Here is a 19,054-nt window from a genome sequence, read left to right as displayed (position 1 = left end):
GAGTCCTGCCCCTTGACGGGGTGGGACCCGTGAAGGAGAACAGTGGCGAAACCACGCGTACACGAGATCGCAAGCGAGCTCGGCGTCGACAGCAAGACCGCACTCGAGAAGCTCAAGGAGCTGGGCGAGTTCGTCAAGGGACCGAGCTCGAGTGTCGAGCCCCCCGTGGCACGGAAGCTCCGTGCCGCCCTGCAGGCAGAAGGTGCTTCGGCGTCCGCCAAGCCCGCTGCAGCAACACCCGCGCCGGCGGCGACGTCCGCAGCGCCCAAGCCAGGTGGCCCGAAGCCCGGACCCAAGCGTCCGGCGCCGACCCCGGAGCCCGAGGCCGCAGCACCCGCCGCGGCAGCACCTTCGGACGATTCCGACGTGCCCGTCACGCCGGCCCCGAAGACCGTCGCACAGCGACAGGCCGAGGCAGAAGCAGCCAGGAAGGCGGCAGCCGAGTCGAAGAGCTCCGGTTCCGCTGACGGCCCCGCCAAGACCGACGCCGTGAAGCCCGGTGGCCCGAAGCCCGCAGCGGCTGCCGGCCCGAAGCCGGGTGGCCCGAAGCCTGGTGCACGACCGGGCAACAACCCCTACGCGTCCAGCCAGGGCATGGGCTCGCGCCCGCCCCGTCCGGGCAACAACCCCTACTCGTCGAACCAGGGCATGGGCCAGCGCCCCGCCGGCGGTGCCGGTGGCGGTGGGATCCCGCGTCCGCAGCCCCCGCGTCCCGGCGCGCCCCGTCCGGGTGCTCCGCGTCCGGGTGGTCCCGGTCAGGGCAACCGTCCGAACGGCTTCGGGCAGCGCCCGGGCCAGGGTGGCGGCGGTCGTGGCGGCCCCGGTGGTCGTCCGGGTGCCGGTGGTGGCGCCGGTGGCGGCTTCCCGCGTCCGGCGTTCAGCGGCCCGCGTCCCGCCGGTGGCGGTGGCCGCGGTCGTGGCCCCGGTGGCGGTACCGCCGGTGCGTTCGGTCGTGGTGGCGGCAAGAGCCGTGCCCGCAAGTCGAAGCGGACGAAGCGCGCCGAGTACGAGATGCGGCAGGCCCCGTCGCTCGGCGGTGTGCAGGTCCCTCGTGGTGACGGCAACACGGTCGTCCGACTCCGTCGTGGTGCGAGCATCTCGGACTTCGCGGACAAGATCGACGCCAGCCCCGGCAACCTCGTGACGGTGCTGTTCCACCTCGGTGAGATGGCGACCGCCACGGAGTCCCTCGACGAGGCGACCTTCGAGGTCCTCGGCGACGAGCTCGGCTACAAGATCCAGATCGTGTCGCCGGAAGACGAAGACCGCGAGCTCCTCGAGGGCTTCGACATCGACATCGATGCCGAGTACGCAGAGGAAGACGACTCCGTCCTCCAGCAGCGTCCCCCGGTCGTCACCGTCATGGGTCACGTCGACCACGGTAAGACCCGACTGCTCGACGCCATCCGCAACTCCAAGGTGGTCGAGGGCGAAGCCGGCGGGATCACGCAGCACATCGGTGCCTACCAGATCACCACCGAGCACGAGGGCATCGAGCGCCCGATCACCTTCATCGACACCCCTGGACACGAGGCGTTCACCGCCATGCGTGCCCGTGGTGCGCAGGTGACGGACATCGCGATCCTCGTGGTCGCGGCGGACGACGGCATCATGCCCCAGACGATCGAGGCGCTGAACCACGCGCAGTCGGCGAACGTGCCGATCGTGGTCGCGGTGAACAAGATCGACAAGGAAGGCGCGAACCCCGCCAAGGTCCGCCAGCAGCTCACCGAGTACAACCTGGTGGCCGAGGAGTACGGCGGCGACGTCATGTTCGTCGACGTGTCTGCGCGGCAGAACATCGGCATCCAGGAGCTCCTGGACGCCGTGCTGCTCACCGCGGACGCCGGGCTCGACCTGCGTGCGAACCCCGACAAGGACGCACGTGGTGTCGCGATCGAAGCGCGCCTCGACAAGGGCCGCGGTGCCGTCGCGACCGTGCTCATCCAGTCGGGCACGCTCCACGTCGGTGACGCCATCGTGGCGGGCACGGCCTACGGCCGCGTCCGTGCGATGACCGACGAGGACGGCAACGCGGTCGCAGCAGCGACGCCGAGCCGCCCGGTCCAGGTGCAGGGTCTGTCGTCGGTGCCCCGCGCCGGTGACACGTTCCTCGTCACCGAAGAGGACCGCACGGCACGCCAGATCGCCGAGAAGCGTGAAGCCGCCGAGCGCAACGCCCAGCTGGCCAAGGCCCGCAAGCGCATCTCGCTCGAGGACTTCACCCGCGCACTCGAAGAGGGCAAGGTCGACTCGCTCAACCTCATCATCAAGGGTGACGTCTCCGGTGCCGTCGAGGCACTCGAGCAGTCGCTCCTCGACATCGAGGTGGACGACAGCGTCCAGCTGCGCATCCTGCACCGCGGTGTGGGTGCGATCACGGAGTCGGACATCGACCTCGCCACGATCGACAACGCGATCGTCGTCGGCTTCAACGTCCGTCCGGACGTCAAGGCCCGCGAACGCGCTGCCCGTGAAGGCATCGACGTCCGGTTCTACTCGGTCATCTACAACGCACTCGAGGACATCGAGCAGTCCCTCAAGGGCATGCTCAAGCCCGAGTACGAAGAGGTGCAGTCCGGTGTCGCCGAGATCCGCGAGGTCTTCCGGTCCTCGAAGTTCGGCAACATCGCCGGTGTCATCGTCCGTTCCGGCACGATCACGCGCAACGCCAAGGCGCGCGTCATCCGTGACGGCGTGGTCCTCGCGGACGGGCTGGCCATCGAGTCGCTCCGTCGCTTCAAGGACGACGTCACCGAGGTCCGTACGGACTTCGAGGCCGGTATCGGTCTGGGCAAGTACAACGACATCCAGATCGGTGACGAGATCGAGACCACCGAGCTCGTCGAGAAGCCACGCGACTGATCGTGTGACCACCATGGGCCCCGGCCTCTCCTTCGCGGGAGGGGCCGGGGCCCGACCCCGTTCCACCACCGCCCCAGGAGGCACCCATGGCTGATCCGCAGCGCGCACGCAAGATGGCGGACCGCATCAAGGAAGTCGTCGCCCGCCGGATCGACAAGGGCCTGCGTGACCCGCGACTCGGGTTCGTGACCATCACGGACGTCCGCGTCACCGGTGACCTGCAGCACGCGTCGGTCTTCTACACCGTGTACGGCACGGACGAGGAACGTGCCGACTCCGCCGCGGCGCTCAAGGCCGCGACCGGCATGCTCCGCACCGAGGTCGGCAAGAACATCACCGCTCGGCTGACGCCGTCGCTCGAGTTCATCGCCGACGCCCTGCCGGACACCTCGGCGCACATGGAAGACCTGCTGGTGCAGGCCAAGCTGCGCGACGAAGCGGTCCGGAACGCCTCGGCCGGCGCGACGTACGCCGGCGACGCCGACCCGTACAAGCACGACGACGAGGACGACGACGCCGAGGAACGCGCCTAGTCGGTTCCGACGCTCAGTCTGACCCGTCCGGCAACCGGTAGCCGCTCGCGTCGTCGCCGACGGCCAGTCCGTCCCGCAGGAGCGACGCGAGCGCCCGGTCCCGCTGATCGTCGTCCGGCCACACCATCCGGATCTCGTCCGGGGTGACCGGCACGTCGCTCGCGCGGAGCTCGGCCATCACGAGCCCGCGGACCTGTCGGTCGCTCCCGGCGAACTTCGCCTGTCTCGGGGCGCGCGGCCCGTCGTGTTCCGGGTACCCGGCCGCTCGCCAGGCGCAGCGGTCCGCGATGGGGCACACGTCGCACGCGGGGGAGCGGGCGACGCACACGAGTGCGCCGAGCTCCATCACGGCGGCGTTCGTCGTCGCCGCGTCGTCGCGGTCCTCCGGCAGCACCGACTCCATCAGCGGCAGGTCCTGCTTGGCCTTCGCCGGTCCTGCTTCGCCCTCGCCGAGGATCGCTCGGGCGAGGACCCGGCGCACGTTGACGTCGACCACCGGGTGCCGGTCACCGTACGCGAATACCGCCACCGCCCTGGCCGTGTAGTCACCGATCCCCGGGAGTGCGAGGAGCGCGTCGACGTCGCGGGGCACCACGTTGTCGTGCTGCTCGGCGATCGCCGTCGCCGCGGCGTGCAGCGCGAGCGCGCGTCTCGGGTAGCCGAGCCGGTCCCAGGCCCGCACCGCGTCGCCAGGAGGCGAGTCGGCGAGGTCGCGAGGCGTCGGCCACCGGGTGAGCCATGCCTCCAGTCGGGGGACCACCCGCGCGACCTGCGTCTGCTGGAGCATGATCTCGCTCACCAGCGTGCCCCAGGCCGGGAACCCGGGGCGTCGCCACGGCAGGTCGCGCGCCTCGGCGCGGTACCAGGCGATCAGCGGGGTCGCGATGTCCAGATCGGTCGAGTTCTCCACAGGCTGCCTGGAGGCTCGACTCGCGTTCACCACGACAGCCTACGGTGGGTGCATGGCACGCTGGGCACCAGAAGAGACCGACACGATGGCCGCGATCGCGAACGAGGTGATCGCGCAGGTCGGCACGAACCGCACCGTCGTCGGCATCGACGGGCAGGACGGCGTCGACCTCGAGCGGGTGGCCGCTGCGCTCGTCGCGGGGTTCGAGCAGCAGGGCGTCTCCGCGATGGCGGCCGCCGCGAGCTCCGCGGACGCCGACGCGTTGCGGAACGACCTGGTGGCGCCGTTCCGGTCGACGGGCGAAGGTCCCGGCGTGCTGGTGGTGCACGGGCACGGCGTCCTCGGCGCCGGCGCGCGTGGACTGTGGCGGTGGTCGATGTGGGTCGAGCAGGAGTCCGGCCGGCTCGAGCGCCGCGCCGACGTCAAGATCGCGGCGTCCGCGGTGCTCGACGTCACCGATCCGGCGCATCCCCGGCGTGAGTGGAACGATGCCTGCTGACGCCGCTGGCGTCCCGCCGCGCTGGTAATCTGCTGCGGTGCTCGCAACCGCTCCCGACGGCATCCTCCTCGTCGACAAACCGCAGGGGATCTCGAGCCACCGTGCCGTGTCCATCGCGCGTCGACGGCTCGACCTGAAGAAGATCGGCCACGCCGGCACGCTCGACCCGATGGCGACGGGGCTGCTGCTCCTCGGCGCCGGCCCCTCCACCAGGCTCCTGACGCACCTCGTCGGGCTCGACAAGACCTACACCGCGACGATCCGCCTCGGAGTCTCCACCGACTCCGACGACGCTGACGGCACGCCGGTCGCAGCGGTCGGCGTCGGCTCTGCCGACGTCTCCGATGCTGCGATCGAGGCGGCCGTCGCCACGCAGCGCGGCCCGATCTCGCAGGTGCCCTCGACGGTCAGCGCCATCAAGGTGGACGGTCGGCGCGCGTACGACCTGGCCAGGAGGGGTGAGGAAGTGACCCTCAAGGCGAGGGCGGTGACGATCTCGCGCTTCGACGTGACCGGCCGGAACGACCGTGTCGTGTCCGTGCTCGACGCGTCGGTGCCCGTCGTCGACCTCGACGTCGTGGTCTCGTGTTCGTCGGGCACGTACGTGCGGGCACTCGCCCGTGACGTCGGCGCAGCGCTCGGTACCGGCGCGCACCTGACAGCCCTGCGTCGCACCCTCGTCGGACCGTTCTCGGTCGACGACGCGGTCGACCTGGAAGACGACTCGGTGGACGTCCGCGGGGCACTCGTGCGGCCTGCCGACATCGCCCGCACGCTGTTCCCGGTCGTGACGCTCGACGCCGTCGACGCGAAGGACCTCGCGGACGGCAAGCGGATCGGTGCCGACCACCCGGACACCGACGGACCCGTTGCCGCCGTCACCGCGCGCGACGACCGGCTCATCGGCCTCGTGTCGGTGCGCAGGGGGCTGCTGCGCGTCATCACCAACTTCCCGACGACGACCGGAGCCAACGCGTGATCGAGTGCTTCATGTGGGTGCAGTTCGTGCTCGCCGTCGTGATCGGCATCTTCGCCGTGGTGGTCGGGTTCATCGGGTGGAAGCCGAACGACTACACCGTCGGATCGCTCGTCCTCGTCGAACTGCTCCTCATCGCGCAGCTCGTCGTCTCGCTGGTCGCACCAGCGGTCGGCAACCCACCGCGGGGCAACGTCCTCGAGTTCTGGGTCTACGCGGTGTCCGTCCTGCTCGTGCCACCAGCCACCATCGTGTGGGCGCTCGTCGACCGCACGCGGTGGAGCACCGTGGTCCTGGGCGCCGGGGCCTTCACCGTCGCGGTGATGCTCTACCGGATGTACCAGATCTGGTTCGCGCTGAACTGAGGTCGGTCCGCGTCACCGGGGGACCAGGTGTGCCGCGGTGGTCTCCCGGCGTCGGTAGAATCGGTGCAATGGCGACCAAGACCTCACTCGCGACCGGCATCGGTCGCGTCCTCATCGCCGTGTACGGCATCCTCGCGCTCGCGGCCACCGGGCGGAGCGTCGTCCAGATCGCGGAGAAGTTCTCGTTCGCCCCGTTCGCGTACACGCTGAGCGCGATCGCCGCGGTCGTGTACATCGTCGCGATGATCGCCCTGATCGTCCCCGGTCGGTTCTGGTACCGGGTGGCGTGCGTCACCATCGTGTTCGAGATGACCGGCGTCCTGGTGATCGGCACGCTGTCGCTGTTCGACCGTCAGCTCTTCCCGGACGACACCATCTGGTCGTACTACGGCCTGGGGTACGCGTTCGCGCCGCTCGTCCTGCCGATCGCCGGTCTGTGGTGGCTCCGCAAGCACCACCGCACCGCAGGACGACCCGTTGCCGAGCCCGTCGTGACGGCCGGCGAGTAGGCGGGGGAGCAGCATGCAGTACTACGAGGACGTCGACGACGTCGCAGAGGGATTCGGGCCGAGTGCCGTCACGATCGGCAAGTTCGACGGCGTGCACGTCGGGCACCGTGCCGTGATCGCCCACCTCGAGCGGGCTGCCCGGCAGCACGGGCTGGTGTCCACCGTCGTGACGTTCGACCGGCACCCGCTGAGCATCATCGACCCCGGCAAGGTGCCCCCGGCGCTCACGAGCATCGCGCAACGCCGCGAACTGCTCGAAGATGTCGGGGTCGACGCCACACTGCTGCTCCGGTTCGACGCGGAACTGCAGTCGTGGACGCCGGAGACCTTCGTGTCCCGGATCCTCGTCGAGACACTGCATGCCCAGCTCGTCTTCGTCGGGAGCGACTTCCGGTTCGGTGCGAAGGGGGCAGGCGACGTCGCACTCCTGCGGACCCTCGGTGCGCAGCACGGGTTCTCCGTCGAGCTCATCGACGACGTGGACCTGGTCGACGACGTCCGCCCCGACGGGGAGCGACGCGTCTCGTCGACGTGGATCCGCGAGCTCCTCGGCGAGGGTCGTGTCGCGGAGGCCGCCAGGCTCCTCGGCCGCGAGCACGCGGTCCGCAGCGTGGTGGTGCACGGCAACCAGCGTGGTCGCGCGATGGGGTACCCCACGGCGAACCTCGACCCGTCGTGCGAGGGGTTCGTCCCGGCCGACGGCGTGTACGCCGCCCGGGTGCTGCACGACGGCACGGTGTACCCGGCCGCGGTGTCGGTGGGGAACAACCCGACGTTCGAGGGGGTGCCCGCGAAGCAGATCGAGGCACATCTGTTGGACGTCGACATCGACCTCTACGGGGAGACCATCTCGGTGTTGTTCGTCTCCTACGTGCGCGGGATGGTGAAGTTCTCGTCGATGGACGAGCTCGCTGCCCAGATGCGACAGGACGACCGGGACATCAGGACCCTGCTCGGGCTCCCGGCGCCCGTCTGACCACCGGGTCTCGCCCGACGACGAAGGCCCCGGCGGATCCGCCGGGGCCTTCGTCGTGGGTGGGGCAGCGTCAGCGGTCGCGCTGGGTCAGCTGCCGAGCGCGTCGAGCCAGATCTTGCGGGCGTCGAGGGCTTCCTGGGCGTCCTTGATCTTGCGGGCGTCCCCGGATGCCTTCGCCGACTCGAGTTCGGATTCGAGCTTGCCGATCGCGTCCTCGAGCTGGCTCGCGAGCCCGGTCGTACGGGCCTTGCGCTCCGGGTTCGACTCGCGCCAGTGCGCGTCCTCGAGCCCGCGGACGTGGTCCTCCACCGCGCGGAGGCGGTCCTCGATGCGGCGGACGTCCCCGCGGGGGACCTTGCCGATCTCGTCCCACCGGCGCTGGATGTCCGTGAGGGCCTTGCGGGCCGCGACCCGGTCGTTCTGCTGGAGGAGTGGCTCGGCCTCGGTGAGGACGGCGAGCTTCGCGTCGAGGTTGGCGGAGTACTCCTCGTTCTCCGCGGCGCTCTCGGCGTGGCGCTGCTCGAACAGCACGTCACCTGCGGCCTTGAACCGTGCCCAGAGCGCATCGTCGTGGCGCTTGCCCGCACGCCCGGCGCGCTTCCAGTCGTCGAGGAGCTGGCGGTAGGTGGGGATGGCGTCCGAACCACGGGGCGCGAGGGCTTCGGCCTGCTGGACGAGCTCCTGCTTGCGGGTACGGGCGTCCCGGTGCTGCGCGTCGAGTTCGGAGTAGAACGCGCGACGGTGCTGGTCCACCGTGGACCGTGCGGCACGGAACCGCTTCCACAGCTCGTTCGCTTCGTTCTTGGGGATCCGCGGCCCGTCGTGCTGGTGCTGCTGCCACCGCGCGAACACGTCGTCGAGCTGCGCGGTGATCTGCTTCCACTGCGCACGTGCCGGGTCGACCGCTGCGAGCGCCTCGGCTTCCTCGACGAGGGCGGTGCGGAACGCGAGTGCCTCGGCGAGGGCCTGCTGGGCCTGCTCTGCCTGCTCCTTGGTCAGCGACCCGAGCTGCTCGGAGAGCGCTGCGACGCGGTCTTCGAGGGATTTGACGTCGCCGACGACGCGGGCTTCGCCCACGAGCGCGGTCAGGTGCTCGACCGTCCTGGCGACGTCGTTCGCGGACGCGCCGCGCTGCACGCGCTGCTCCGCGATCTTCACCTGACCTTCGAGGTCGGCGTACTTGCGCGCGAAGTAGGCGAGTGCTTCTTCGGGGGTGGCGTCCGGGTACTCACCCACGACACGCTCGGTGTCCTGGTACCGGACGTACACGGTGCCGTCATCGTCGACCCGCCCCCAGGTCGTTGCTTCGTCAGATCCCACAGGTCTCGCCTCGATCGTGGTCGTGCATCACCGACGTCACCGTCGGTACGGTCAGGAAGCCACCCTATTGCACTGGCGAGCCCCGCGACCCGCCAGTGTGCTGGTCTGTGGACTACTGCTCCTGCTTGATCGTCGCGCCGGTGATCGTGGTCTTCACCTTCGGCTCCCCGGTGCCGTCCGAACCGGCGTCGGAGATGCCCTTCGACGTGATCTTCGACACCAGGTCCGACAGGCCGCTGGTGACCTTGCCGACCACGGTGTAGCCGCCGGTCGAGCCGTCGAGCGTGGTGTCGCCGTAGACGATGAAGAACTGCGTCGACTGGGAGTACGTGGACGAGCTGCGGGCGATCGCGATCGTGCCCTTGTCGTAGACGTCGTCGCTCGGCGTGTTCTCGATCGGTCCGTACTGGAAGCCAGCGTCGCCCGTGCCGTCGCCGTTCGCGGAACCGCACTGCAGGAACTCGAACCCGTCGCTGTCGGCGAGCCGGTGGCAGCTCGTGCCCTCGTAGAACTGCTTGCGGATCAGGTCGATCTCGACGCTCGTGGCCTGCGGCGCCTTCTTCCCGTCGAGTTCGATCCCGAGCTTCACGTCCTTGTTCAGCGTGAGCGACCCCGTCCACGTCGAGTCCTTCGCGATGGACTTGCTCGGGACGTCCCCGGTGTTCGCAGGGGTGGCGCTGGCCGAGGGAGTGGGCGTGCTGCTGGCGCTGGCGCTCGCACTCGGCTTCGCGTCGGGCTGCGATCCGGCGAAGGCGAGCTGGGACCCGGTCGCGAGTGCCGCGACGGCGACGAGCGCGCTGATCCCGATGACGTTGTCCCGCACACGTCGCCGGCGTTGCCGGTCGTGGAGGCCCTGTCGAGCCTCGTAGAGACGGAGCCGCTCGCGCGCCTCACGGTTGTCACGCGCCTGGTTCTTCGGTGCCACGGTGCTGGTCTGCCCTCTCGTCGCAGTGTGCTTGCGAGCGTATCGGACCCGCTCCCATGAGTCGGCTGTCAGTGGTTCCACCTACGATTGGGGACATGGCATCGGATCGATCGGGCATGACCGCGCCCACGACCGGTGGGCGTGTCGGTCTGGCGCAGGGCTCCGTGCCGCTCGCCGTCCGGATGCGTCCGACCAGCCTCGACGAAGTCGCCGGTCAGCAGCACCTCCTCGGGCGCGGTTCGCCGCTCGTGCAGCTCGCGACCGGCACGCGTGAGAACCCCGGCGGTGTCTCCGTGATCCTCTGGGGACCCCCCGGCACCGGCAAGACCACCCTGGCGCAGGCGATCGCCCGCCAGTCCGGACGCGAGTTCGTCGAGCTCTCCGCGGTGACCGCCGGCGTCAAGGACGTGCGAGAGGTGATGGAGAAGGCCCTCACGCACCGTGACCTCTACGGCTCGACCACGGTGCTGTTCCTCGACGAGATCCACCGCTTCAGCAAGGCGCAGCAGGACGCGCTGCTCCCCGGGGTCGAGAACGGCTGGGTGATCCTCATCGCGGCCACGACCGAGAACCCGTCGTTCTCGGTCATCTCGCCGCTGCTGTCCCGGTCGCTCCTGCTCACCCTGAAGCCGCTCACCGACGCCGACCTCGGCATGCTCGTCGACCGTGCGGTGGAGGACCCCCGTGGCCTCGGTGGGTCCGTCGTCCTCGGCGACGAAGCACGCTCCGCCATCGTCCGGCTCGCATCCGGCGACGCCCGTCGTGCGCTCACGGCGCTGGAAGCCGCCGCCGCCTCGGCCGGGGCTGCACAGGACGACGACGACGACAGCGTGCCGGTGGTCGACGCCGACACCGTCGCGGCCGCCGTCGACCGCGCGCTGCTCCGCTACGACCGGCAGGGCGACGAGCACTACGACGTCATCAGCGCGTTCATCAAGTCGGTGCGGGGGAGCGACGTCGACGCCGCGCTGCACTACCTGGCCCGGATGATCGAGGCAGGAGAGGACTCCCGGTTCATCGCCAGGCGCATCATCATCTCCGCGTCCGAGGACATCGGCATGGCAGACCCCCAGGCGCTCCCGATCGCCGTCGCCGCGGCACAGGCGGTGCAGCTGATCGGCATGCCGGAGGGGCGGATCCCCCTGGCAGAAGCGGTCGTGTACCTGGCGACGGCGCCGAAGTCGAACGCCGCGTACAACGGCGTCAACGCGGCGATGGCCGACGTCAAGGCCGGCCGGATGGGTGTCGTGCCGAACCACCTCCGGGACGCCCACTACGCCGGTGCGAAGCGGCTCGGGCACGGCAAGGGCTACATCTACTCCCACGACGCCGAGCACGGTGTGGCGGAGCAGCAGTACCTCCCCGACGCGCTCGAGGGCACCGAGTACTACACGCCGACCGCGAACGGCTACGAGCGAGAAGTCGGGCCGCGGCTCGACCGGCTCCGGAAGATCACGCGCGGCACTTCTGGGGACGCCTGAAGCCTGCTATCGTTGACGGGCCTACGTCCTGGTCCCCGCGTGCGGCTGCGTCGGGGACAGAGTGCCACACAGCGCAGAGCGTTGTGGCGGCACGGGGGCAGAGGTTCGGACTGTAGCCGTCCGATCCCACAGGCTCATCCCTCTGGATCCCTTCACGGGGTTCGTCGGCACGTGCGCGTGCCGAGACCCGTGTTCAGTTCAGCAACAACAGAGAAAAGGACCCTGTGTCTACCAAGTCACGTACCCGCAGCAAGACCCGCCTGTCTCGCGCGCTCGGCATCCCGCTGACGCCGAAGGCGGCCCGGTACCTCGAGAAGCGCCCCTACGGCCCCGGTGAGCACGGCCGCACGCGTCGTCGTGCCGACAGCGACTACGCCGTCCGCCTCCGTGAGAAGCAGCGTCTGCGCGCCCAGTACGGCATCCGCGAGAAGCAGCTGCGCATCGTCTTCGAAGAGGCCCGCAAGACCAACGGCCTGACCGGTGAGAACCTGGTCGAGCTGCTCGAGCAGCGCCTCGACGCCCTCGTGCTGCGTGCCGGCTTCGCCCGCACCACCGCGCAGGCCCGTCAGCTGATCGTGCACCGCCACATCCTCGTCGACGGCAAGCTCGTCGACCGCCCCTCCTTCCGCGTCAAGGAGGGCCAGCTGATCCACGTCAAGCAGCGCTCCGAGTCGCTCGAGCCCTTCCAGGTCGCCGCTGCCGGTGGCCACCAGGAAGTCCTCCCGAAGGTCCCTGGTTACCTCGAGGTCGAGATCGACAAGCTCCAGGCCCGCCTCGTGCGTCGCCCGAAGCGCGCCGAGGTCCCCGTGACCTGCGAGGTCCAGCTGGTCGTCGAGTACTACGCGGCTCGCTGATCCAATGCACCGCCTGAACGGCGGGTCGTCCACATCGGACGGCCCGCCGTTCTGCGTTCCCGGAGCGACGACTAAGCTGGTCGGACGCGCGCCACGGCGCGTGCGAGAGGGAGGCACCGTGAAGCAGCTGTTCGCCGTCGCCGTCGGCGTCGTCATCGGGTTCCTCGTCGCCCACCGGGTCAGCAGGACCTCGTCGGGTGCGAAGTTCTTCGCCGAGGTCGATGCCCGCACGAAGGCCTTCACCGGTGCCGTGGCCGACGGGTACCGCTCCCGTGAAGCCGAGCTCCGCACCGACGACTGACCGTTGCACCGACACGCGGGGACACCGTCGCACCGCACAGCCCCAGCGCCCGTACCCGTTCCACGTCATCAGGAAGCACCATGCAGACCGCAGAGATCCGCCGCCGTTGGCTCCAGTACTTCGGTGACCGCGGCCACACCGTCGTCCCGTCCGCCTCGCTCGTCTCGGACGACCCGTCGCTGCTGTTCACGGTGGCCGGCATGGTCCCGTTCATCCCGTACCTGACCGGGCTCATCCCCGCGCCGTACCCCCGCGCGACGAGCGTGCAGAAGTGCATCCGCACCAACGACATCGAAGAGGTCGGCAAGACCCCGCGGCACGGCACGTTCTTCCAGATGAACGGCAACTTCTCCTTCGGCGACTACTTCAAGGAGCAGGCGATCCAGTACGCCTGGGAGTTCCTCACCTCGCCGGAGCCCGACGGTGGGCTCGGCTTCTCGCCTGACGACCTGTGGGTCACGGTGTACGAGGACGACGACGAGGCGATCGCGTTCTGGAAGCAGCACTCGTCCCTGCCCGACGAGCGCATCCAGCGACTCGGCAAGGACACGAACTACTGGTCGACCGGCCAGCCCGGTCCCGCCGGCCCCTGCTCGGAGATCTTCTTCGACCGCGGCCCGGAGTACGGCATCGACGGTGGTCCGGCGACGGACGACGACCGCTACGTCGAGATCTGGAACCTCGTGTTCATGCAGTACCAGATCGCCGACGTGCGGTCGAAGTACGACTTCGAGATCACCGGCGAGCTGCCGAACAAGAACATCGACACCGGCATGGGGCTCGAGCGCGTCGCGTTCATCAAGCAGGGCGTCGACAACATGTACGAGATCGACCAGGTGCGCCCGGTCCTCGACAAGGCGGCTGAGGTCTCCGGTCGTCGTTACGGCGCGGTGCACGAGGACGACGTCCGCATGCGCGTCATCGCGGACCACGTGCGGTCCTCGCTCATGCTCATCGCCGACGGCGTCACGCCGTCGAACGAGGGACGCGGCTACATCCTCCGCCGTCTGCTGCGCCGCACCGTCCGCGCGATGCGTCTCCTCGGCGTCGAGGGTGCGACCTTCCCCGAGCTGTTCCCCGCGTCGCGTGACGCCATGCGTGACGCCTACCCCGAGGTCGCGTCCGACTACGACCGCATCTCGCGCATCGCCTACGCGGAGGAAGAGACCTTCCTCCGCACCCTGGCACAGGGGACGACGATCCTCGACGTCGCGGTGGACCGTGCGAAGCAGGACAACCAGCCGTCGATCGGCGGGGACACCGCGTTCCTGCTGCACGACACGTTCGGCTTCCCGATCGACCTGACGATGGAGATGGCCGAGGAAGCCGGCGTCCACGTCGACCGCGCGGCGTTCGACACCCTGATGTCGGAGCAGCGTGCGCGTGCCAAGGCGGACGCCAAGAGCAAGAAGACCGCGCTGGCCGACCTCAGTGTCTACAGCGCGTTCCGTGCCTCCGGCGAGACCACCTTCCTCGGGTACGACGCCCTCGAAGCCGAGTCCCGCGTGCTCGGCCTCATCGTCGACGGCCAGAGCGTCGACCGTGCGGTCGCCGGCGACATCGCCGAGGTCGTCCTCAGCGAGACCACGCTGTACGCGGAGTCCGGCGGGCAGGAAGCCGACCAGGGCTCGATCGTCGGCAACGGCTTCGACCTCGAGGTCCTCGACGTGCAGCGACCGGTGTCCGGACTGTGGAGCCACAAGGTGCAGGTCCGCTCCGGTGAGGTCGGCGTCGGCGACGCAGCCACCACCGTGGTCGACGCCGAGTACCGCAGGGGCGCGACCCAGGCCCACTCCGCCACCCACCTCGTGAACGCGGCGCTCCGCGACATCCTCGGGCCGGAAGCGCTGCAGGCCGGTTCGTACAACAAGTCCGGCTACATGCGCCTGGACTTCTCGTGGAGCCAGCCCGTCTCGCTCGAGACCCGTTCCGAGATCGAAGAGGTCGTGAACACCGCGATCCGCTCCGACCTCGAGGTCTCGACCAGGATCATGCCGCTCGACCAGGCGAAGGAACTCGGTGCGCAGGCGCTGTTCGGCGAGAAGTACGGCGCCGAGGTCCGCATGGTCGACATCGGTGGCCCGTGGTCGCGTGAGCTCTGCGGTGGGACGCACGTCGCGTCCAGCTCGCAGGTCGGTCTCGTGAACCTGGTCGGCGAATCCAGCGTCGGTTCCACCAACCGTCGTGTCGAGGCCCTCGTCGGACTCGAGGGCTTCCGCGACCTCGCGGTCGAGCGCACGATCGTGTCGCAGCTCTCGAGCGCGCTGAAGGCCCCCCGCGCCGACCTCCCCACCCGTGTCCAGTCCCTGATGGAGGACCTCCGTGTCGCGCAGAAGCGCATCGCGGAGTTCGAGTCGGCCGGGCTCCAGCAGCGTGTACCGGCGATCGCCCGTCAGGCGACCACGATCGGCGGGACCACCGTGGTCGCCGAGTCGGTCGAGAACCTCGGGTCCGCGGACGACCTGCGGTCGCTCGCCACCGGTGTCCGCGCCCAGCTCGGCGACGGAGCGGCGGTGGTCGTGCTCGGCGCCGTGGTCAACGACAAGCCGGCCGTCATCGTCGCGACGAACGACGCCGCTCGTGCGGCCGGAATCCAGGCCGGACCGCTCGCCAAGGAAGCCGCCGGTGTCCTCGGCGGTGGGGGTGGCGGGAAGCCCGACCTCGCACAGGGTGGCGGCACGAACGCCGCGGCACTGCCAGAAGCGCTCCGTGCGGTGACCGCGCGGTTGTCGGCCTGACCATGACGATCCGATCCGGACGCCGGCTCGGCGTCGACGTCGGACGCGCCCGGATCGGTGTCGCCGTCTGCGACCGCGACGGACTCCTCGCCACGCCGGTGGAGACCGTCGCGCGCGACGACGACGCTGATCTGCGGCGGATCCTGACGATCGCCGAGGAGTACGACGTGCTCGAGATCGTCGTCGGGCTGCCGCTGTCGATGTCCGGCGCGGACACGCCGTCCACGACGGACGCACGGGAGTTCGCGGCCAGGATCGCCGAGCACCGACCCGTCCGTCTGGTCGACGAGCGACTGTCGACGGTGACCGCCCAGCGGGGGATGCGGGAGGCGGGACGCAACGCCAAGAAGTCGCGGTCCGTGATCGACCAAGCGGCCGCTGTTATCATTCTGCAACATGCGCTCGACCACGAGCGCGCGTCCGGCGCCCCACCCGGGGCCACGCTCCCCGAGTAGGGCTGCCCTCCCGTCACCACCGCAGCGACGGAGCCCCCGCGGAGTCTTCCCGACCGAGAGACCGAGGACCGTTGGCAGACGACCTGGACTGGAACGCGATCATCGCGCCCGGCAACGACGCCGAGCGGCGGGCGAAGCCCGCCGACGGTGCACCCGATGGACGCGACGACGTCCGCTCCGCCGACGGCGCCGCAGCGCGCCCGCTGTCCCGACGGGAGGCTCGTGCCCGGGAAGCGACGTCGGCTCGCGCGGCCGCCGGGTCGCCCCGGGACGACGCGGAGCGGCCGGTCTCACCGGCCGACGCTCCGGTGGCACGGTCCGTCGACGAGCTCCACCCGGAGGTGCACGGCCTGCTCACCGAGGGGGTGGCAGCGCCTGCACCGGGCGACGGCGACGGTGCCGGCAGCGCCGGTGGCGGATCGGCGGGAGGCGGCGGACGTGGGCGTCGAGGCGGACGCGGTGGAGCCTCCAGGCCGCCCCGTGAGCCGCGTCGTCGGTCGCGCGGCGCACTGATCGCCGGCATCGTCATCGTCGCCGTCGTGCTGGCGGCCGGCATCGGCGCGTACACGTTCGCTGCGCCGAAGGTGCAGCAGGTCATCGGAGCGCTCACCGGCGCGAAGGAGACCGACGACTACACCGGGAACGGGACCTCGAAGGTCACCATCACCATCAAACAGGGCGACATCGGCGAGGACGTCGCGAAGACCCTGCAGCGGAGCGGCGTCGTGAAGACGTCGACCGCGTTCTACAAGCTCCTGCTGGCATCCGGCGACGTCCAGTTCCAGCCGGGTTCCTACGCGCTGAAGAAGCACATGAGCTCGAAGGCCGCGCTCGCGGCGCTGCAGGACAAGGACAACAAGGTCACCGCGTCCATCGTGATCCCGGAGGGCACCGCGCTCAAGGACATCGAGGCCGGCATGGTCTCGAAGGCCGGGCTGAGCGAAGCCGAGGTGTCGTCGGCCGCGAAGGACGTCTCCGCGTACGGGCTGCCGAGCGGCGTGACCACCCTCGAGGGCTGGCTCTTCCCGGCGACGTACCCGATCAACCCGGGTTGGACCGCGAAGCAGTACTTCCAGTCCATGGTCGACACGATGAAGCAGCACCTGAAGGACGCCGGCGTGGCCGAGGCGGACCAGGAGCACGTCATCGTGTTCGCGTCGCTCGTGCAGAAGGAAGCCGGCCTGGCAGCCGACTACCCGAAGGTCGCCCGCGTGTTCCAGAACCGCCTCGACCAGGGCATGAAGCTGCAGTCGGACGCGACCGTCGCGTACGGCACGGGGAACACCCACCGGGTGACCACCACCGACGCCGAGCGGAACGACGCCTCGAACCCGTACAACACGTACCAGCACGAGGGACTGCCGCCCGCGCCGATCTCGAACCCCGGTGACATCGCCATCAAGGCGGTCACCCAGGAGGCCACCGGCAACTGGCTGTACTTCGTCACGGTGAACCTCGAGACGGGCGAGACGGTCTTCTCGGACACCTACGCCGAGCACCAGCAGGCGGTGAAGCAGTTCCAGGCGTGGCTCCGCGCGAACCCCTCGTACCAGTAACGACTCGGGCCCTGGCGCTGTGGGAGGATGGACACCATGCTTCGTTGGTTGACCGCTGGTGAGTCCCACGGACCCGAACTGATCGCGATGCTCGAGGGCCTGCCCGCCGGCGTCCCGGTGTCGTTCGAGTCCATCCGTACCGACCTCGCGCGGCGCAAGCTCGGCTACGGCCGCGGCTCGCGCATGAAGTTCGAACAGGACGAGCTGCACGTGTCCGGCGGCGTCCGGCACGGGTACTCCCTCGGCAGCCCGATCGCGATCCGCATCGGCAACACCGAGTGGCCGAAGTGGGTCGAGGTGATGAACCCGGAGCCGGTCGAGCAGACCGAGCTCTCGCGTGGTCGCAGCGCCCCGCTGACCCGCCCGCGTCCGGGGCACGCCGATCTGGTCGGCATGCAGAAGTACGGGTTCGACGAGTCCCGCCCGATCCTCGAACGTGCCTCGGCTCGCGAGACCGCGGCGCGCGTCGCCCTCGGTGCCGTCGCGAAGTCGTTCCTCGCCGAACTCGGAATCCGGTCGGTCGCGCACACGCTGCAGGTCGGGACCGTCCGCGTGCCCGACGGCACCGCACTGCCCCAACCCGACGACGTCGACCGGCTCGACGAGGACCAGCTGCGCTGTTTCGACGCCGACACCTCTGCCCGCATGGTCACCGAGGTCGAGGCGGCGAAGAAGGACGGCGACACCCTCGGCGGTGTCGTCGAGGTGCTGTTCTACGGCGTCCCGCCGGGGCTCGGCTCGCACGTGCAGTGGGACCGTCGTCTCGACGCGCGTCTCGCCGCGGCGATCATGGGCATCCAGGCGATCAAGGGCGTCGAGATCGGCGACGGATTCCAGACGGCTGCCCGCCGCGGTTCCGAAGCGCACGACGAGCTGTTCCGCGAGGACGGCGAGATCATCCGCACGAGCGACCGCGCCGGTGGGACCGAGGGCGGCATGTCCACCGGGACCGTGCTGCGCGTCCGCGCGGGGATGAAGCCGATCGCCACGGTCCCGCACGCGCTGCACACCATCGACGTCGCCACGGGTGAGGACGCCTCCGCGCACCACCAGCGCTCGGACGTCTGCGCCGTCCCGGCCGCCGGTGTGGTCGCCGAGGCCATGGTCGCGCTCGTGCTCGCCGACGCCGTGCTCGAGAAGTTCGGTGGCGACAACGTCGTGGAGACCAAGCGCAACCTCGAGTCGTACCTCGCGTCGATCCCGGAGACCCTGCGTTCACGCCGCACCGAGCCGGCTGAGCCCTCCAGCACCTGGTGAGCGACGAGCGCGCCGCGGCTCCCGTCGTCATCATCGGACCGATGGGCGCCGGCAAGTCGAGCGTGGGCAAGCGCGTCGCGAAGCAGCTCGGCGTGCCGTTCACCGACACCGACCGGGTGATCGTCCGAGAGCACGGACCGATCCCGGGGATCTTCGCGGACCGGGGCGAACCGGCGTTCCGGGCGCTCGAGGCCGATGCGGTGGCCGCGGCGATGGCGTCGGGTGGCGTGGTCGCCGTGGGTGGGGGAGCCGTGACCCACGCGGCCACGCGTGACGCGATGGCCGGGGCGCGCGTCGTCCTGCTCACCGTCTCACCCGAAGCCGTCGCCGAGCGGATCAACGGCTCGGACCGGCCGTTGCTGGCTTCCGGCGGCATCGACGCCTGGCAGACCATCATGGACGAGCGCGCCGCGACCTACGCGGAGCTGGCGCACATCGTCGTCGACACCTCCCGCCGCCCGATGTCGCACGTCGTCGACGACGTCGTCGCGTGGGTGCGGGGGACAACAGGAGGAACACCGTGACCGAGTCGAT

The 19,054-nt window shown here is 70.0% G+C and carries 18 protein-coding genes; 15 read left to right on the top strand and 3 right to left on the bottom strand.

Annotation, left to right across the window (positions count from 1 at the left end):
- Positions 1-42: 42 nt before the first annotated feature.
- Positions 43-2,865 carry a translation initiation factor IF-2 gene (gene infB, locus ACIPJ2_RS11150; protein WP_402728861.1) on the top strand — a complete coding sequence of 941 codons (2,823 nt, stop codon included), beginning with the start codon at positions 43-45 and terminating at the stop codon, positions 2,863-2,865.
- A gap of 86 nt (positions 2,866-2,951) precedes the next feature.
- The gene (gene rbfA, locus ACIPJ2_RS11145; RefSeq protein WP_281264722.1) at positions 2,952-3,398 is read left to right on the top strand and encodes a 30S ribosome-binding factor RbfA; all 447 of its coding nucleotides are present in this window, start codon (positions 2,952-2,954) and stop codon (positions 3,396-3,398) included.
- A gap of 13 nt (positions 3,399-3,411) precedes the next feature.
- Here rbfA and ACIPJ2_RS11140 read toward each other — a convergent pair whose 3' ends face one another.
- The gene (locus ACIPJ2_RS11140; RefSeq protein ID WP_402728860.1) at positions 3,412-4,338 is read right to left on the bottom strand and encodes an A/G-specific adenine glycosylase; all 927 of its coding nucleotides are present in this window, start codon (positions 4,336-4,338) and stop codon (positions 3,412-3,414) included.
- 22 nt (positions 4,339-4,360) lie between these two features.
- On the opposite strand from ACIPJ2_RS11140, the gene ACIPJ2_RS11135 reads away from it, so the two are divergent.
- The 5 genes from ACIPJ2_RS11135 to ACIPJ2_RS11115 all read left to right on the top strand — a co-directional run bounded on the left by ACIPJ2_RS11135 (position 4,361) and on the right by ACIPJ2_RS11115 (position 7,633).
- A complete protein-coding gene (locus tag ACIPJ2_RS11135; protein WP_402728859.1) occupies positions 4,361-4,807 on the top strand; it encodes a hypothetical protein in 447 nt (148 codons plus the stop codon).
- 37 nt (positions 4,808-4,844) lie between these two features.
- Positions 4,845-5,786 (top strand): tRNA pseudouridine(55) synthase TruB, encoded by a 942-nt coding sequence (gene truB / locus ACIPJ2_RS11130; protein WP_402728858.1) that lies wholly within the window; start codon positions 4,845-4,847, stop codon positions 5,784-5,786.
- Complete coding sequence (locus ACIPJ2_RS11125) at positions 5,783-6,148, top strand: hypothetical protein (RefSeq protein ID WP_402728857.1); 366 nt, start codon at positions 5,783-5,785, stop codon at positions 6,146-6,148. The genes truB and ACIPJ2_RS11125 overlap by 4 nt, the downstream gene beginning before the upstream one ends.
- 68 nt (positions 6,149-6,216) lie before the next feature.
- On the top strand, positions 6,217-6,657 hold the full coding sequence (locus ACIPJ2_RS11120; protein WP_402728856.1) for a hypothetical protein: 441 nt from the start codon (positions 6,217-6,219) through the stop codon (positions 6,655-6,657).
- A gap of 13 nt (positions 6,658-6,670) precedes the next feature.
- On the top strand, positions 6,671-7,633 hold the full coding sequence (locus tag ACIPJ2_RS11115) for a bifunctional riboflavin kinase/FAD synthetase (protein WP_402728855.1): 963 nt from the start codon (positions 6,671-6,673) through the stop codon (positions 7,631-7,633).
- A gap of 87 nt (positions 7,634-7,720) precedes the next feature.
- Here the strand turns inward: ACIPJ2_RS11115 and ACIPJ2_RS11110 are convergent, their stop codons facing one another.
- Together ACIPJ2_RS11110 and ACIPJ2_RS11105 are read right to left on the bottom strand one after the other, a co-directional pair.
- Positions 7,721-8,953 carry a DUF349 domain-containing protein gene (locus ACIPJ2_RS11110; protein ID WP_281264716.1) on the bottom strand — a complete coding sequence of 411 codons (1,233 nt, stop codon included), beginning with the start codon at positions 8,951-8,953 and terminating at the stop codon, positions 7,721-7,723.
- A gap of 112 nt (positions 8,954-9,065) precedes the next feature.
- Positions 9,066-9,878, bottom strand: a complete 813-nt coding sequence (locus ACIPJ2_RS11105) for a peptidylprolyl isomerase (protein WP_402728854.1) — start codon at positions 9,876-9,878, stop codon at positions 9,066-9,068.
- A gap of 116 nt (positions 9,879-9,994) precedes the next feature.
- Here ACIPJ2_RS11105 and ACIPJ2_RS11100 point away from each other — a divergent pair, with 116 nt between their 5' ends.
- The 8 genes from ACIPJ2_RS11100 to ACIPJ2_RS11065 all read left to right on the top strand — a co-directional run bounded on the left by ACIPJ2_RS11100 (position 9,995) and on the right by ACIPJ2_RS11065 (position 19,044).
- Positions 9,995-11,359: a replication-associated recombination protein A gene (locus ACIPJ2_RS11100; protein WP_281267588.1), complete on the top strand. Its 1,365-nt coding sequence runs from the start codon at positions 9,995-9,997 to the stop codon at positions 11,357-11,359.
- Between the two features lie 224 nt (positions 11,360-11,583).
- Positions 11,584-12,213 (top strand): 30S ribosomal protein S4, encoded by a 630-nt coding sequence (gene rpsD, locus ACIPJ2_RS11095; RefSeq protein WP_281264714.1) that lies wholly within the window; start codon positions 11,584-11,586, stop codon positions 12,211-12,213.
- Between the two features lie 118 nt (positions 12,214-12,331).
- Positions 12,332-12,514 carry a hypothetical protein gene (locus tag ACIPJ2_RS11090; RefSeq protein ID WP_281264713.1) on the top strand — a complete coding sequence of 61 codons (183 nt, stop codon included), beginning with the start codon at positions 12,332-12,334 and terminating at the stop codon, positions 12,512-12,514.
- An 80-nt stretch (positions 12,515-12,594) separates the two neighbouring features.
- On the top strand, positions 12,595-15,252 hold the full coding sequence (gene alaS, locus ACIPJ2_RS11085; RefSeq protein ID WP_402728853.1) for an alanine--tRNA ligase: 2,658 nt from the start codon (positions 12,595-12,597) through the stop codon (positions 15,250-15,252).
- A 2-nt stretch (positions 15,253-15,254) separates the two neighbouring features.
- Complete coding sequence (gene ruvX / locus ACIPJ2_RS11080; protein WP_402728852.1) at positions 15,255-15,707, top strand: Holliday junction resolvase RuvX; 453 nt, start codon at positions 15,255-15,257, stop codon at positions 15,705-15,707.
- Positions 15,708-15,778: 71 nt separating this feature from the next.
- The gene (gene mltG / locus ACIPJ2_RS11075; protein WP_402728851.1) at positions 15,779-17,263 is read left to right on the top strand and encodes an endolytic transglycosylase MltG; all 1,485 of its coding nucleotides are present in this window, start codon (positions 15,779-15,781) and stop codon (positions 17,261-17,263) included.
- A 36-nt stretch (positions 17,264-17,299) separates the two neighbouring features.
- Positions 17,300-18,520 carry a chorismate synthase gene (gene aroC / locus ACIPJ2_RS11070; protein ID WP_281264709.1) on the top strand — a complete coding sequence of 407 codons (1,221 nt, stop codon included), beginning with the start codon at positions 17,300-17,302 and terminating at the stop codon, positions 18,518-18,520.
- Positions 18,517-19,044, top strand: coding sequence for a shikimate kinase (locus ACIPJ2_RS11065; RefSeq protein WP_402728850.1), 528 nt, complete (start codon positions 18,517-18,519; stop codon positions 19,042-19,044). Before aroC ends, ACIPJ2_RS11065 begins: the two co-directional genes overlap by 4 nt.
- Positions 19,045-19,054: the final 10 nt, after the last annotated feature.

This window comes from Curtobacterium sp. NPDC090217 (genome assembly GCF_044746705.1).
Classification (GTDB): Bacteria; Actinomycetota; Actinomycetes; order Actinomycetales; family Microbacteriaceae; genus Curtobacterium.
The sequence above is the reverse complement of the archived record's forward strand: the minus strand, read 5'-3'. Positions and strand labels throughout refer to the sequence as shown.

What these genes read in the sequence shown, in the direction of transcription:
- rbfA (WP_281264722.1), top strand. Translation starts at nt 2,952, where the DNA reads ATGGCTGATCCGCAGCGCGCACGCAAGATGGCGGACCGCATCAAGGAA.
- ACIPJ2_RS11135 (WP_402728859.1), top strand. Translation starts at nt 4,361, where the DNA reads ATGGCACGCTGGGCACCAGAAGAGACCGACACGATGGCCGCGATCGCG.
- ACIPJ2_RS11120 (WP_402728856.1), top strand. Translation starts at nt 6,217, where the DNA reads ATGGCGACCAAGACCTCACTCGCGACCGGCATCGGTCGCGTCCTCATC.
- ACIPJ2_RS11115 (WP_402728855.1), top strand. Translation starts at nt 6,671, where the DNA reads ATGCAGTACTACGAGGACGTCGACGACGTCGCAGAGGGATTCGGGCCG.
- ACIPJ2_RS11100 (WP_281267588.1), top strand. Translation starts at nt 9,995, where the DNA reads ATGACCGCGCCCACGACCGGTGGGCGTGTCGGTCTGGCGCAGGGCTCC.
- alaS (WP_402728853.1), top strand. Translation starts at nt 12,595, where the DNA reads ATGCAGACCGCAGAGATCCGCCGCCGTTGGCTCCAGTACTTCGGTGAC.
- ruvX (WP_402728852.1), top strand. Translation starts at nt 15,255, where the DNA reads ATGACGATCCGATCCGGACGCCGGCTCGGCGTCGACGTCGGACGCGCC.
- aroC (WP_281264709.1), top strand. Translation starts at nt 17,300, where the DNA reads ATGCTTCGTTGGTTGACCGCTGGTGAGTCCCACGGACCCGAACTGATC.